Source organism: Rhizobium tropici CIAT 899 (genome assembly GCF_000330885.1).
Lineage (GTDB): Bacteria > Pseudomonadota > Alphaproteobacteria > Rhizobiales > Rhizobiaceae > Rhizobium > Rhizobium tropici.
Genome location: NC_020059.1, coordinates 2,792,221 through 2,805,641 on the forward strand (window position 1 = coordinate 2,792,221; position 13,421 = coordinate 2,805,641).

The window sequence follows — 13,421 nt, forward strand, 5'->3', positions numbered from 1 at the left end:
GCGACCGACCGTATTTGAGAGGAACCCTAGAGGCTATCCGATAGCCCAAATAGCCCGAACTGCGAAACCGATATGTCTGTTTGCGCCATCGCAATTGTTCGGATCGCGCCATCGGCTATGGGCAGCGCAAGCCGGCTGACACGTCATCCGACATCAGACGATATAAGGATTTTCAATCGGCGAAACCGGCCGTGAGCGCGAACTCCCGTCCCATCTCCATAATCTCTTCGAAGACGCTGCCGGCATAGGAGCGCGGCACGATGACTTCGAAACGATCGGGGCCGGTGCGGGCAACATTGGCGCTGACATGGCAGCACAGCATGTTGGCAGACTGCCCCTCGGCAAAGACCTGCAGATGCAGATCAACGGCCACGCATTTGGCGAGGATGCGGCGGACGCAGGGGCCGGAAATGCGTAGCAGCACGCGGCCATCGCTCTGCTCGAAGAAGGAGGCACGAGCCGGATCGAGCGTGAAGAGCTCCCGCGCCAGGCTATCGGCGCCGAGCGTGTCCGACACAACGAACCATTCCCTCGGCCCGACATCGCGAACCGATACATCCTTCAGCACTTTCAGGCTCTCCAGAACACCATTCTGATCGCCGGCCTTCGCGAGTACGGAGAAGATGGCGGGACGGCGCACGACGGCGAGATGATTCGGATTGGCGGCAGCCTCGAAGCCGGAAATGTGATCTTCCAGCACATGCCTGTTCTGAAACGCGACGCTCATCGATCCCTCACCCCAAAAGCTTCTTGTTGTCGGGATCGACGAAGATGGGGCTGCAGACCTCTGCCGCCACTTCCTCACCCCGCAATCCGTCCCAGACGACCACATGCTCGCCGATGCGCTCCCGGCCGGATTTCAGGAAAGCCAGCGCAATGGAATGGCCAAGGACGGGCGAGAAGCAGGCCGAGGAGACATGCCCCTGATCGTTCACGGTCGAGGGTCGGGCCCCCTCTTTCAAAATATGCGCGCCGGCGTGAATTTCCTTGGCCGTGTCGATCGGCTTCAAGCCCACAAGCTGGCCGCGGTCGGCGGCCGTCAGGCCGAAACGTGTAGAGAGCCTTTTGCCGATGAAGTCCGGCTTCTGAGCCGACATCATGCGGCCAAGGCCGACATCGTCAGGTGTTGTGCGGCCATCGAGCTCGTTATGGGTGACATGCCCCTTCTCGATACGCAGCACGTTGAGCGCTTCGACGCCATAGGGGCAGATGCCATGTGCTTTGCCGGCCTCCATGATGGCATCGGCGACCGCCTCTCCATAGCCGGCCGGTACCGCGAGTTCATAAGCGAGCTCGCCTGAGAAGGAGATGCGGAACAGGCGTGCCCTGAGCCCACCCTTCAGCATCACTTCGGCAGCCGCAAGGAACGGGAAGAACGCGTCGGAAATATCGTCCTCGACGATCTGCTCCAGCACCAGCCGCGCCTTCGGACCGGCGATCGCCATCTGTGCCCATTGATCGGACGAGGAGACGAAGCGAACGTCGAGTTGCGGCCAGAGCGTCTGCGCTGCGAATTCCATATGCGTCATCACCTCGCCGGCCATCGCCGTCGTGGTCGTCATGAAGAAATGATCAGGCGTCAGCCGGCTCGTCGTGCCGTCATCGAAGACCATGCCATCCTCGCGCAGCATCAAGCCGTAGCGCGCCTTGCCGATTGGCAGCTTAAGGAAGGCATTGGAATAGAGGCGGTTGAGAAACTCCGCCGCGTCCTTGCCGAAAATCTCGATCTTGCCGAGCGTCGACACGTCGCACAGCCCGACATTGTTGCGCACGGTCAGAACCTCACGGTCGACGCTATCGCGCCAGCCCTTTTCGCCCGGCCGGGCAAACCAGGACGAACGATACCAAAGACCGGCCTCGACGAAGGTCGCACCATTTTTCTTTGCCCAGCCATGCAGCGGCGATTCCCTCACCGGCTGCGCATGCTTGTCGCGCGCCGTACCCGCCAATGCGCCAAAGGAGACGGGCGTGTAGAACGGCCGGAACGTCGTCGTGCCGACGGCGGCGGGGCTGACGCCGCGCATGCCGGCGATAATGCCGGCGGCATTCACATTGCCGAGCTTGCCCTGGTCCGTGGCCATGCCGCTCGTCGTATAGCGCTTGGCATGTTCCACATGGCCGAAGCCTTCGCGCAAAGCGAGGCCGAGATCCTTGGTGTGGACGTCGTTCTGGAAGTCGACGAATGCCTTGTCTTTTGCGCCCGGCACATGCCAGATGGCCGCGAAGGACGGATCATATTCGCCCTCCACTTCGGGCAGTTCGGCCCCATGAGCCTTGCGGCCGAAACCTTCAACGATTTTCCGCGCTTTTTCGGCCCCGTCGGCAAGACAGCCGGAAACGCTCTCGATGCCCGCAGCCGAGCCGGCAATCTCCAGCTCGCCGGAGACGATCGGCGCCATGAAGGCCTGCTTCTCGTCCGACCAGACCGGCTTGGCGCCCCGCTGGCAGGCAAGGTGGATGATTGGCGACCATCCGCCCGACATCGCCAGCGCATCGCAGGCGATCAACTCATCCAGGCCGCCGCGGTCTGCAATGACGCCGCTGATGCGATATTTGCCTTTGGTCGCGTGGACGCTTGCCGCATGAACCACGCGCACCCCTTGCGGGGCAGCATCGGCCGATGCGCCGCGCGTATCGAGGATTGCCGTAATCTCGACGCCTGCAGCGGCGAGGTCAGCCGCAGTTCGGTAGCCGGAGCCGCCATTGGTAAAGACCGCTATCTTCTGCCCAGCAACCACGCCATAGCGGTTGAGGTAGCTGCGCATGGCGCCCGCCATCATCACGCCGGGACGATCGTTACCGCCGAACACCAGCGGCCGCTCTTCGGCGCCGGAGGCGAGGATGGCGCGCTTGGCGGCGATGCGCCACAGACGCTCGACCGGCAAGTCGGCCGATGGCATCGCCACATGTTTCTGCACCTTCTCGACGGCGCCGAAGACATTGTCGTCATACCAGCCGAACACGGTGGTGCGCGGCATCAAGGTGACGTTCTCGAAGCCCTGCAATTCCTCAAGCGTTGCCTGCACGAAAACGTCGGCAGAAGCGCCGCCGATCGTCAGCTTTTCCGACAAGAGCGAGCCGCCAAGTCGAAAACCTTCGTCGGCCAATACGACACGCAGGCCTGCGCGGGCAGCGGTCAGAGCCGCCATGAGCCCCGCCGGACCGGAGCCGATCACAAGCAGATCGCAATGAGCCCAGGCCTTCTCGTAACGGTCCGGATCCGCCTGCATGACCGCCTTGCCGAGGCCGGCAGCGCGCCGGATCAGCGGCTCATAGACCTTCTCCCAGAAGGCAGCCGGCCACATGAAGGTCTTGTAGTAGAAGCCCGCGCCGAGGAAGGGCGAAAGCAGGCTGTTGACCGAGCCCAAGTCGTATTTCAGCGATGGCCAGCGATTCTGACTCACCGCACTCATGCCCTGATAAAGCTCGGCGACAGTGGCGCGCGTATTCGGCTCTGTACGCCCGTCTTTGCCGATGGTGACGAGCGCGTTCGGCTCGGCCGAGCCCGCCGTCAGAATGCCGCGCGGCCGGTGATATTTGAAACTGCGCCCGACCAGCAGCTGGTCATTGGCAAGCAGAGCCGCGGCAAGCGTATCGCCTTCCAGCCCCTTCATTTCCTTGCCATCGAACTGAAAGGAAAGCGGGCGGCTGCGATTGACGAGGCCGCCGGTCGACAGACGATAGGCCGTCATCGCGCCGCCTCCTTCGCCTTGTTCTCGGCGTCGGTAACGGAAAAGACCTCATGGGTGACATTGCTGCGCTCGACGACCAGCCAACGGCGACACCCGGCACTGTGATGCCAATATTCCTCAATCCGGCCGCGCTCGTTGTCGCGGATGAAGACATAGCGATTCCAGTCCTCATCCGGCGCCGTCGGCGCGGGACGGGCGACGGAGGCGCCGCGAATGGAGAATTCTTCCTTGGGTCGCACGCCGCAATGCGGGCAGTTGATCAAGCTTGCCATTGGTATTGTGCCCTCAATGCAGATTCGGCTGCGGACCCTTGCCGCCTTCGTCGATCGCAAAGCCGCGCTCGAAGCGGTCAAGACGCAGAAGGCGGCTGACATCGTGGCTTTCGCCCTTGGCAATCAGATGCGCAAAGCAGAAGCCCGAGGCCGGCGTCGCTTTGAAGCCGCCATAGTTCCAGCCGCAGTTCAGATAAAGATTTTCGATGGGCGTGCGATCGATGATTGGCGAACCGTCCATGCTCATATCCATGACGCCGCCCCAGGTACGCAGCACGCGGACGCGCGACAGGCCGGGAATGAGCGCCACCCCCTCCTCCATCGTGTGCTCGACGGTGGCGAGGTTTCCACGCTGGGCGTAGGAGCTGTAATAGTCGATATCGGCGCCGAAGACCAAGCCGCCCTTGTCGGATTGCGAGATATAGAAGTGGCCGGCACCGTAGGTGATGACATTGTCGATGACAGGCTTCAGCCCTTCGGAAACGAAGGCCTGCAGCACATGCGTTTCGATCGGCAGTTCCAGATCGGCCATATTGCCGAGGATCGATGTATGGCCGGCGGCCGCAAGCGCCAGCTTGTTGCAGCCGATGAAGCCGCGATTGGTCTCAACGCCGGTGACGATGCCGTTTTCGCGGCGGATGCCGATCACCTCGCATTGCTGGATGAGATCGACGCCGCGGCTGTCGGCGCCGCGCGCATAACCCCAGGCGACCGCATCGTGCCGCGCCGTGCCGCCGCGCCGCTGCAGGAGGCCTCCGAGGATCGGGAAGCGCGCATGATCGAAGTTGAGGTAAGGCATCATCCGGCGGACCTGCTCGCGGTTGAGCAGTTCCGCATCGACGCCGTGCATGCGCATGGCATTGCCGCGCCGGGCATAGGCATCGCGCTGGCCATCGGAATGGAACAGGTTGACGATACCGCGCTGGGATACCATGGCGTTATAATTGAAATCTTGCTCCAGCCCTTCCCAGAGCTTCATCGAAAACTCGTAGAAGGGTTCGTTGCCGGGTAGCAGATAGTTGGAGCGGATGATCGTCGTGTTGCGGCCGACATTGCCGGAGCCGATGTAGCTCTTTTCCAGCACGGCGACATTGGTAATGCCGAATTCCTTGGCGAGGTAATAGGCCGTTGCCAGCCCATGCCCGCCGCCGCCGACGATGATCACGTCATAATGTGGTTTCGGCTCCGGCGTCCGCCACACCGGCTGCCAATGGCGATTGCCTGAAAACGCCTGTTTTAGAAGCTGATAAGCCGAATAACGCATGCATTCATCCCGATACTACCCGGCGGCACATTCGCATATGCAATAAAAACGACAAGACCCGAAAGAACGAAAAAGCTTCGCAAACAGAACATGTTCTTTTCCGAATGCGCAGTGATGGACGGTGTCTGCTCTGAGAGGAACGCACTGCCAACCCGCGAAAAAGCCTGCATGTGAAACCCGCCACATGGAGCGCTGTTGCTAAGCACTCGCGCAAGCGCTAAGGCAAACGAGCCGGCGCATCGGAAATCTAAACTTCGCAATCGCAACTTCCTATATATAATGTCCGGAGAATTGAGGCGCGGATCGCGCGCGGAAGACGAAGAAGCACATGCTTGCAACATTCGAAAAGGCAGCGCTCGAAGCAGGAAAGGCCATTCTGGAGGTCTATCGTGCCGGCTATGCCGTTGCCTTGAAGCAGGACATGAGCCCCGTCACTCTGGCCGACGAACGCGCCGAAAACATCATCCTCAGGCACCTCGAACGCGATTTCCCCCATATCCCCGCCATTGCCGAGGAGCAGGTTTCAGCCGGCAAGATTCCGGACGTACGCGGCCGCGCCTTCTTTCTGGTCGACCCGCTCGACGGCACCAGGGAATTCATCGAACATCGTGATGAGTTCACCGTCAACATCGCCTATGTCGAGGATGGTATCCCCATCATCGGCATCGTCTACGCGCCGGCGCTCGGCGTCGCTTTTACCGGCGAGCCCGGCCGTGCCCGCAAACTGATCGTCGACGAGCAATTTTCCATTGCCGACCGCCTGACCATCGCCGTGCGCGAACCTCCGGCCAACCTGACCGCGCTCGCCAGCCGCTGCAACAGCAACGCCAAGACCGAAGGCTTCCTCACCGACAATGCGGTTTCCGGCTGCACATCGATCGGTTCGTCGCTGAAATTCTGCCTCCTCGCCGAGGGCAAGGCCGATGTCTATCCGCGCTTCGGCCGGACCATGGAATGGGATACGGCAGCCGGCGATGCCGTGTTACGGGCAGCGGGCGGCAGGACGGTCACGATCGAGGGCCGCCTTTTGACCTACGGTAAGACTGACCAGAGCGAGGATGCCGATTTCGCCAATCCGCACTTCATCTGCTGGGGCGGACAGAAGCACAGCGTCTCGGCTTAAGTTTATTTTTGCAAGTAAAAACAGTTCCCGTGCCTGCTTCCGAGCTGGAGAGCAGTAGAGCGCCTGCCGAGATTTCGGCCCAAAAGCGTAAGTTTTCACTGACGAAAAATCATAGAATGAATGCAATTTTCCCTGAAATAACAGGGGCTTTTGCCCGTTTTGCTCGGGCGCAACATACGCAAATCAGCACTTCGCCACATTCATTAAAATTATTAGCAAAGTCTTACCATGTGCTTAGGCAATTTTTAAATGTGGCAAGCTAGAGTGCCACACGTGGTCTTGAGTGTGTGTAGAGAGTCCAATGACCGAAATGATACGTCCCCGAGTGAAGTATGTCATCGGCCCCGATGGCAGCCCGCTGACGATAGCAGACCTGCCGCCGCCGAATACGCGCCGCTGGGTCATTCGTCGTAAGGCAGAGGTTGTCGCCGCCGTGCGTGGTGGTCTGCTCAGCTTGGAAGAAGCCTGCGAACGTTATACGTTGACCGTCGAAGAGTTCCTCTCCTGGCAGTCGTCCATCAATACCCATGGCCTAGCTGGCCTCCGGACGACCCGCATACAGCAGTATCGCCACTGACAGCAGCGACAGCACCACCTTAATTTGACTTTGTGTTCGGGCCTCTTTTCTTGTGAAAGAGGCCCGAATTATTTGCTGGCGGGCGCCCGTAGCGTCCAGCCCGCGTAGCGGTAACGGCCTTGGCCGGTCCGTATTTCTGACATCGAGTTAAACGGAGACGATCCGTTAACAATCTCGAAGGTTGGCAGATGTCGGAGCACATGCAATCCTTATTGCATAAGACGCAACAAGGGAGAAAATCATGGATATCCGCAACGAAAACAATGCATCCGGCGGCCGTTATGTCGCAACCGTCGAAGGCCACGAGGCGGAGATGACCTTTTCCCGCATGTCCCCCAAGCTGATCATTATCGATCACACCGGTGTACCGGATGCGCTGCGTGGCAAGGGGGTTGGCCAGGCGCTGTCGCTTCACGCCGTTGAGGAAGCGCGGCGCGGCGGCTGGAAGATCATTCCGCTCTGCCCCTTCTTCAAGGCTCAGGCACAACGCCATGAAGATTGGCGCGACGTCGTCAATCTCTGACGCACGGGCAATAATCCGTCCAATCGGCCGGATTACTCCCGAAAATGCAAAAGCTGCGCATGGCCGGCCCCGTCACGGCCAGTCATGCGCAGCTTTCAGTACCGCCGCTATACCTTTCACACTCCGAAGATGGACCCTGCACCGCAACACCTTGCTGCTTGATCCGAAGGAGCGACGGAATTGCGATCTCAGGCGCGTGCCCGTGCTGGACCGTCCCGCTCTTCGAGAGCTGCAGCCTTGGCATATTCGGCCTGCATTTCCTCGAGCGAATTTTCCAGCGCTTCTTCCTGAACCTGCAGCTCGCGGATCGACACCTGCAGATTGTCCGCACGCTGGCGAGCAGCCTTGGCAAAGGTCGGGTAGGCGAAGTGGCTCGGATCGGAAATGCCGGACTTCTTCTCCTCGACGACGATCTGGCTTTCCAGCTCCTTCGTCATGCGGTCAAATTCCGCCATCATCATCTGCAGTTGCTGCAGCTGACGGCGTTTTTCGTTCACCTGAAACTCTTTCAGGCGAACAAGGCTCTCACGTGACTTCATACGCATTACTCCCGTGATGCGAGACCCCGGCTCTCGATATTCCCGTTTGCCGAACCGCTTTGGCACGGCTTGGTTAAAAAAATTTCCAGCGATCTTAATAAAAGCCTACCGCTGGTAACCTTTCGTTTACGGGCATCGTTAATGATAGGCGCAATGATTTAAGGCTCGGTAAATGTTGTGGTCGGAATTCGGCATATCGGCATTGGTGAGTCGGATGAATCACTTGGCGTTGGTTGTTAATGCGATACTTTAGGAGTCGATTTTACTGATTGTCGTTGGAAAACAGTGCAATGGAAAAATTATTTAATAAATTCGATACGACTTGCCAGAGTGAATCAGAATTTGTTAACCATTACATGGCAGCTTCCAAATCAAGCAGTGATTTGATCGGTATCGCGTTAAGGGGCTGACGACCTTTCGGCGGCGGTAAAGGGGACAATTATGCGGGTTCTACTCATTGAAGACGATAGCGCGACAGCGCAGAGCATCGAGCTGATGCTCAAATCCGAAAGTTTCAACGTCTATACCACCGATCTCGGTGAGGAAGGCGTGGATCTCGGAAAGCTCTACGACTACGACATCATTCTTCTCGATCTCAATCTTCCCGATATGTCTGGCTACGAAGTGCTGCGCACGCTGCGCCTCTCGAAGGTCAAGACGCCGATCCTCATCCTCTCCGGCATGGCCGGCATCGAGGACAAGGTTCGCGGCCTCGGCTTCGGCGCCGACGACTACATGACCAAGCCATTCCACAAGGATGAACTGGTCGCCCGTATTCACGCCATCGTCCGCCGCTCCAAGGGCCATGCCCAGTCGGTGATCATGACCGGCGAACTCATCGTCAACCTCGACGCCAAGACCGTCGAAGTCGGCGGCCAGCGTGTGCATCTGACCGGCAAGGAATATCAGATGCTGGAGCTGCTCTCGCTCCGCAAGGGCACGACGCTCACCAAGGAAATGTTCCTCAACCACCTTTATGGCGGTATGGACGAGCCGGAACTGAAGATCATCGACGTCTTCATCTGCAAGCTCCGCAAGAAGCTCGCAAACGCCGCCGGCGGCGCCAACTACATCGAAACTGTCTGGGGCCGCGGCTATGTGCTGCGCGAGCCCGACAGCAACGATTTCGCCGAAAGCGCCTGAGCCGCCTCCCCGCCTTCACCGCCGACACACAGAAATCCCGCCTCTTCAGGCGGGATTTTTATTGGCCTCAATGGAGCGCAAAGTCATGACCTCCACCAGAGGTGGAGGTTTGAAACGCTGCGCTTGAACCGCTAGAAGCGGTATTGTTAGCGCTTAGTAGCTACGATTGAAGAGGTCGGCAAAGTCGGAAGCTTTGTCGGCCTTTTCCTGATGACGGATATATTGTCTGACGACCTGCTCATTGTAGCCCGTCGTCGATACGAAATACCCGCGCGCCCAAAAGTGATAACCTTTGTAGCGGCGCTTGCGCGCATATTTGTTCGCTACGTAAAGGGCCGTCTTACCCTTCAAGAAGCCGACAATATGCGAAACCGAGTATTTCGGCGGGATCGATATCAACATATGCACATGGTCGGGCATCAGATGACCCTCCTCGATCTGGCAGCCTTTCTGCTGTGCCAGCCGACGTAAGAGTTCTCCCAACTCACGCCGCACGTCCCCGTAGAGTCTCTTCGTGCGGTATTTGCTGCCAAAAACAACGTGATACTTGCAGTCCCACGTCGCATGCGAGAGCGTTTGCTCATCCATATAACCTCCTTGTTCGAAGTCTGGGCCACGCCAGCGGTTCAAGCAGGAGGTCTCTTAACTACCGTGTAGAACTCGTCCAGTCCTCCACCGTAGGTGGAGGTTTATTTATGGATATAAATAATAGCCGCCTCAAAGGGCGGCTATCCTTGTTTCGATAGGTCCGGTTGAAATCAGGCGGCGGCGGCGCGATTGCCGAAGATGGCCGTCAGGATCTTGCGATCGAACGGCTTCAGCAGAAAATCCGTCGCGCCCGCGCGCTTTCCGGCCATCAGCTTGCGAAGATCGGCCTCGATTACGCAGTAATAGATCTTCACATCCTTGCCGTCAGGCATGGCGCGGATGCTGGCGATGAGCTCGAGCGCCCCTTCCATGCCGGCATCGACGATCAGATAGTCAGGCATTTCGGCCTGGCAGCGCATCAGCGCTTCACGCGAATCTCCGGCTTCGCTCACGAGAAAATCCAGCTCGGATAGGATTCGTTTGCCGACCTTGCGTACGACATCCGACGTGTCCGTTATCATGAACCGCTGCATGTGTGAGCTCCCTGGCACCAGCCGCCATCACCGATGTCGGCTTCAAATTGAAACGATAGGAGCAGCAAGCTAAGGATTCGTTACCGTTACATTATCAATATCGACCCGTTTATTGCGCGGCTTGAGCAGCCATGGTCGCAACGAAGGTCAGTTCCTCCGGCGTCGCGTTGTAGGAAAGTTCCATGCCGCTCTCCTCGGCAAGAAGCACCGTGTAGTAGGGCTGGATCGAATGTGCGTCGACCGCCTCCTCCAGCGTGCCGGAGCAGATCTCGGCGAATTTCGGCGGCACGCGCATCAGGCGCCCCTTGACGGCGATCGTGAACTTGGCGTCGAACTCAGGATTTTCGAGTGTCACCTCGATATTGCCGCCGCGCGGAATGGCGCCATAGGCAACCAGGAAGAGGTTGAGCAGCAGCTTCACGCGGTTCTTGGCGATGATCGCGCGCGGACCGATCCAGGTGACTTCGGTCTTCTTCTCGGCCGCGGCGAAATCCTTGGCGGCCCGCTCCGCTTCGCCGGTGTCGATCGAGGCGCCGACCGAACCGGACGCACCGAAGGCCAGACGGGCGAATTTGAGGCGGACGGACGCGTTGAGCGCACTGGTGCGGATCAGATCCATCGCATCGGCATCGGCACCACCCTCGTCGAGCAGCTCCAGGCCATTGTTGATCGCCCCCACCGGCGAGATCACATCATGGCAGACGCGGCTGCACAGCAGCGCGGCCAGATCCGGTCCGGTCAGAGCGAGATTGGGATTTTTCGACATTCATTGTCTCCTGAATGCTGACAGGGCAAAGCGAATAGGTCCACCTTGCCACGGTAAGGTTGCTCGAGGGTTTCGCAGCCAGTGTACCGCGCGCCATAATGACACCATATTTGGTAAACCGATTGTTAAGACCATCGACGCAAAATGCATTCATCACCATCAGACTTTTTCGCACGCGAATCGTCCGGCGATGGAGGGGTGGAAAGTCTGAGATAAAGGGTGCGCAGTGCTTGGCGCAATTTTTCGAATGCGTCGTGCTTACCTGCCCCGACTACCGACCATGATGAACGGAAGACTTCCATGCGCTATGAAATCCTGAAGAGAATGCCAAGCCCCGGCACCAGAACGCTCGGCCTCGGCCTGATTCTGGCCATTGTCGCATTCGTGAGTTTCGCATTGCCGGTCCGTCAGGCTGCGGCCGCGCCCACCAATCAGTATTCGGCCCAGGAAATCGTCGATGCTGGCCACTCCTTCTTCGGCTCCACCAGCGGCGGTCTTGCCAAGGTGGTCGAGCGGGCCTTCCAGCAATATGGCCTGCCAAACGGCTACATCCTTGGCCAGGAAGGCTCAGGCGCGTTCCTGGCAGGCCTCACCTATGGCGAAGGCCAGCTCAACACCAAGAATGCGGGCGAGCATCCGCTCTACTGGCAGGGACCTTCGCTCGGCCTCGACTATGGCGGCCAGGGCACCCGCGTCATGATGCTGGTCTACGATCTGCCGAGCATCAACAGCGTTTATACGCGCTTTGGCGGCGTCAGCGGCCAGGCCTTCGTGGTTGCCGGCTTCGGAATGACGGTCCTGAAGAATAACAACATCGTGCTCGTTCCGATCCGCACCGGCCTCGGCGCACGCCTCGGCATCAACATGGGTTATCTGAAGGTTACGCCGAACCCGACCTGGAATCCCTTCTGAACCGATCCTCTGATACGATCTCCCAAGCAGCGCACGCCTTGGCCCGCTTCAGTTGCGGGCCTTTCTTTCCGCCAATCCGGCTGCGTGCCGATAAACCATATCCGCGTTAAACGCTTGCCGGCATGGCTAACCCATGATTAATCATTTTACCAAGATCGAACATAACTCCAGGATACTGGCTGCGTCGTGATTCAATTTGCTCTCTTGTTCGGATTGGGCTTTCTGACGGCCGCTCTACTGGTCTTTCTCATAGCGCCGGCAATCCATCGCCGCATCGTCTGGTTCACCGAGAAACGTCTGAAGGCGACCATGCCCTTGAGCCCGCAGGAAGTGCGCGCGCAGAAGGACATGGCACGCGCGCTCTTCGCGGCCGAAAACGCGCGGACAGAACATGCTCTGACGCAGGAACGCGATAAGACCGTTGCGCTGCAGATTCAGAACGGCAAGCTTCAGCAGGAAGCAAGCCGTCTTTCCGCCGCAACCTCGGAATTACAGACACGCATCGACGATCTGGAGGTGGAAGCAGGCGAACTGCGCTCGCGCCTGCGCCATGAAGAGAGCTATATCAGCCAGCTGAAATCGAGCATCCACGCCGCCGAGCAGGCCAGCGCGGAGAAAGAAGCGGATATCGACAGCTTGCGCAAACGGATGACGAAAATGGGTGCCGATGCCGATAATCTCAGGATCGATCTGGCAGCCCGCGAAACCGAAATCGAGAGCCTGAAGCTGCGCATCAACACATTGCGCGACGAGCGCGATACGCTGCGCCAGGATCTGAATGCAGCAAACCTGCGCGCTACGGATGCCGAACAATCGCTGCGTCAGGAAAGCGACAAGAACAAGCGTCTCGAAGAACGGCTCAACCGCGAGATCGCCGGCAATGCCGACAAGGAAACCGCGATCGAACGCCACGCGCAGGACGTCGTCCGCCTCAGAGAGCGGCTGGAAGCAGCCATCAAGGAATCGAAGGAAGCCGGCAAGGCGCTGCGTTCAGCCGGCCTCACGCCGCCGAAGAAGACGGCAAGAACACCCAAACTCGCTGCCGCATCGATAGTCGAGAGTAAGGCAGATGAACAGCGTGCCATAACCGAGCCGCCGCAGGCAATGGAACCGGAACGAACAGTGGAAGATGAAATCGCTCAGATGACAGAAGAGGTTCGCAATCGGGCCGCCGCCTTGTCGGACCGCCTGCTGAAAGCCCGCACGCCGGCCCATGACGATGCCATGCGCGAGGAAATCGCCAAGATCGCCGCCAATATGGTCGCCCTGACCGCCCTCAAGGAAGGCGATGGCTCACCGATCTTCAATCTGCTGCCCAAGGATCGGGAGCCCGCCGAACCCGGCGCCCGCATCAGCCTCGCCGACCGCGTCGCCGCCATACTGCCGAAGCACCCCTAAAGCGCGTCGCGATCTTTCAGATTCACTTCCCACGCTTTAGGTCTTGATTTTGCGCATGTCGTTGTCGCAAAACCGCTGCACACTTTTGCGC

At 59.0% G+C, this 13,421-nt stretch carries 14 protein-coding genes; 6 read left to right on the forward strand and 8 right to left on the reverse strand.

Annotation, left to right across the window (positions count from 1 at the left end; translation table 11 throughout):
- Nucleotides 1–172: 172 nt before the first annotated feature.
- From RTCIAT899_RS13770 to RTCIAT899_RS13785, 4 genes are read right to left on the reverse strand one after another with little or no spacing between them, the layout of a single operon-like run.
- On the reverse strand, nucleotides 173–727 hold the full coding sequence (locus tag RTCIAT899_RS13770) for a sarcosine oxidase subunit gamma (RefSeq protein ID WP_015340850.1): 555 nt from the start codon (nucleotides 725–727) through the stop codon (nucleotides 173–175).
- Between the two features lie 7 nt (nucleotides 728–734).
- Entirely contained in the window at nucleotides 735–3,692 is a 2,958-nt protein-coding gene (locus RTCIAT899_RS13775; protein WP_015340851.1) for a sarcosine oxidase subunit alpha family protein, read from the reverse strand.
- Nucleotides 3,689–3,964, reverse strand: coding sequence for a sarcosine oxidase subunit delta (locus RTCIAT899_RS13780; RefSeq protein ID WP_015340852.1), 276 nt, complete (start codon nucleotides 3,962–3,964; stop codon nucleotides 3,689–3,691). The genes RTCIAT899_RS13775 and RTCIAT899_RS13780 overlap by 4 nt, the downstream gene beginning before the upstream one ends.
- A 13-nt stretch (nucleotides 3,965–3,977) precedes the next feature.
- Nucleotides 3,978–5,228: a sarcosine oxidase subunit beta family protein gene (locus tag RTCIAT899_RS13785; RefSeq protein WP_015340853.1), complete on the reverse strand. Its 1,251-nt coding sequence runs from the start codon at nucleotides 5,226–5,228 to the stop codon at nucleotides 3,978–3,980.
- A gap of 328 nt (nucleotides 5,229–5,556) precedes the next feature.
- On the opposite strand from RTCIAT899_RS13785, the gene cysQ reads away from it, so the two are divergent.
- The 3 genes from cysQ to RTCIAT899_RS13800 all read left to right on the forward strand — a co-directional run bounded on the left by cysQ (nucleotide 5,557) and on the right by RTCIAT899_RS13800 (nucleotide 7,451).
- Complete coding sequence (cysQ, locus tag RTCIAT899_RS13790) at nucleotides 5,557–6,351, forward strand: 3'(2'),5'-bisphosphate nucleotidase CysQ (protein WP_015340854.1); 795 nt, start codon at nucleotides 5,557–5,559, stop codon at nucleotides 6,349–6,351.
- Nucleotides 6,352–6,652: 301 nt separating this feature from the next.
- Complete coding sequence (gene sciP, locus RTCIAT899_RS13795) at nucleotides 6,653–6,928, forward strand: CtrA inhibitor SciP (RefSeq protein ID WP_004107124.1); 276 nt, start codon at nucleotides 6,653–6,655, stop codon at nucleotides 6,926–6,928.
- Between the two features lie 241 nt (nucleotides 6,929–7,169).
- On the forward strand, nucleotides 7,170–7,451 hold the full coding sequence (locus RTCIAT899_RS13800) for a GNAT family N-acetyltransferase (protein ID WP_015340856.1): 282 nt from the start codon (nucleotides 7,170–7,172) through the stop codon (nucleotides 7,449–7,451).
- Nucleotides 7,452–7,639: 188 nt separating this feature from the next.
- Here the strand turns inward: RTCIAT899_RS13800 and RTCIAT899_RS13805 are convergent, their stop codons facing one another.
- Entirely contained in the window at nucleotides 7,640–7,990 is a 351-nt protein-coding gene (locus RTCIAT899_RS13805) for a hypothetical protein (RefSeq protein ID WP_015340857.1), read from the reverse strand.
- A gap of 441 nt (nucleotides 7,991–8,431) precedes the next feature.
- On the opposite strand from RTCIAT899_RS13805, the gene ctrA reads away from it, so the two are divergent.
- Nucleotides 8,432–9,133 (forward strand): response regulator transcription factor CtrA, encoded by a 702-nt coding sequence (gene ctrA, locus RTCIAT899_RS13810; RefSeq protein WP_004116994.1) that lies wholly within the window; start codon nucleotides 8,432–8,434, stop codon nucleotides 9,131–9,133.
- Nucleotides 9,134–9,286: 153 nt separating this feature from the next.
- Here ctrA and tnpA read toward each other — a convergent pair whose 3' ends face one another.
- The 3 genes from tnpA to chpT form a co-directional block, all read right to left on the reverse strand.
- Nucleotides 9,287–9,721 (reverse strand): IS200/IS605 family transposase, encoded by a 435-nt coding sequence (gene tnpA, locus RTCIAT899_RS13815; protein ID WP_015339464.1) that lies wholly within the window; start codon nucleotides 9,719–9,721, stop codon nucleotides 9,287–9,289.
- 170 nt (nucleotides 9,722–9,891) lie between these two features.
- Nucleotides 9,892–10,254 (reverse strand): response regulator, encoded by a 363-nt coding sequence (locus tag RTCIAT899_RS13820; protein WP_015340858.1) that lies wholly within the window; start codon nucleotides 10,252–10,254, stop codon nucleotides 9,892–9,894.
- 109 nt (nucleotides 10,255–10,363) lie between these two features.
- Entirely contained in the window at nucleotides 10,364–11,020 is a 657-nt protein-coding gene (gene chpT, locus RTCIAT899_RS13825; protein ID WP_015340859.1) for a histidine phosphotransferase ChpT, read from the reverse strand.
- Between the two features lie 300 nt (nucleotides 11,021–11,320).
- Here chpT and RTCIAT899_RS13830 point away from each other — a divergent pair, with 300 nt between their 5' ends.
- Together RTCIAT899_RS13830 and RTCIAT899_RS13835 are read left to right on the forward strand one after the other, a co-directional pair.
- Nucleotides 11,321–11,932 carry a DUF1134 domain-containing protein gene (locus tag RTCIAT899_RS13830; RefSeq protein ID WP_015340860.1) on the forward strand — a complete coding sequence of 204 codons (612 nt, stop codon included), beginning with the start codon at nucleotides 11,321–11,323 and terminating at the stop codon, nucleotides 11,930–11,932.
- Between the two features lie 186 nt (nucleotides 11,933–12,118).
- Entirely contained in the window at nucleotides 12,119–13,330 is a 1,212-nt protein-coding gene (locus RTCIAT899_RS13835; protein ID WP_015340861.1) for a coiled-coil domain-containing protein, read from the forward strand.
- Nucleotides 13,331–13,421: the final 91 nt, after the last annotated feature.

Coding starts and splice junctions, on each gene's coding strand:
- RTCIAT899_RS13770 (WP_015340850.1), bottom strand. CDS start 727: ATGAGCGTCGCGTTTCAGAACAGGCATGTGCTGGAAGATCACATTTCC.
- RTCIAT899_RS13775 (WP_015340851.1), bottom strand. CDS start 3,692: ATGACGGCCTATCGTCTGTCGACCGGCGGCCTCGTCAATCGCAGCCGC.
- RTCIAT899_RS13780 (WP_015340852.1), bottom strand. CDS start 3,964: ATGGCAAGCTTGATCAACTGCCCGCATTGCGGCGTGCGACCCAAGGAA.
- RTCIAT899_RS13785 (WP_015340853.1), bottom strand. CDS start 5,228: ATGCGTTATTCGGCTTATCAGCTTCTAAAACAGGCGTTTTCAGGCAAT.
- cysQ (WP_015340854.1), top strand. CDS start 5,557: ATGCTTGCAACATTCGAAAAGGCAGCGCTCGAAGCAGGAAAGGCCATT.
- sciP (WP_004107124.1), top strand. CDS start 6,653: ATGACCGAAATGATACGTCCCCGAGTGAAGTATGTCATCGGCCCCGAT.
- RTCIAT899_RS13800 (WP_015340856.1), top strand. CDS start 7,170: ATGGATATCCGCAACGAAAACAATGCATCCGGCGGCCGTTATGTCGCA.
- RTCIAT899_RS13805 (WP_015340857.1), bottom strand. CDS start 7,990: ATGAAGTCACGTGAGAGCCTTGTTCGCCTGAAAGAGTTTCAGGTGAAC.
- ctrA (WP_004116994.1), top strand. CDS start 8,432: ATGCGGGTTCTACTCATTGAAGACGATAGCGCGACAGCGCAGAGCATC.
- tnpA (WP_015339464.1), bottom strand. CDS start 9,721: ATGGATGAGCAAACGCTCTCGCATGCGACGTGGGACTGCAAGTATCAC.
- RTCIAT899_RS13820 (WP_015340858.1), bottom strand. CDS start 10,254: ATGCAGCGGTTCATGATAACGGACACGTCGGATGTCGTACGCAAGGTC.
- chpT (WP_015340859.1), bottom strand. CDS start 11,020: ATGTCGAAAAATCCCAATCTCGCTCTGACCGGACCGGATCTGGCCGCG.
- RTCIAT899_RS13830 (WP_015340860.1), top strand. CDS start 11,321: ATGCGCTATGAAATCCTGAAGAGAATGCCAAGCCCCGGCACCAGAACG.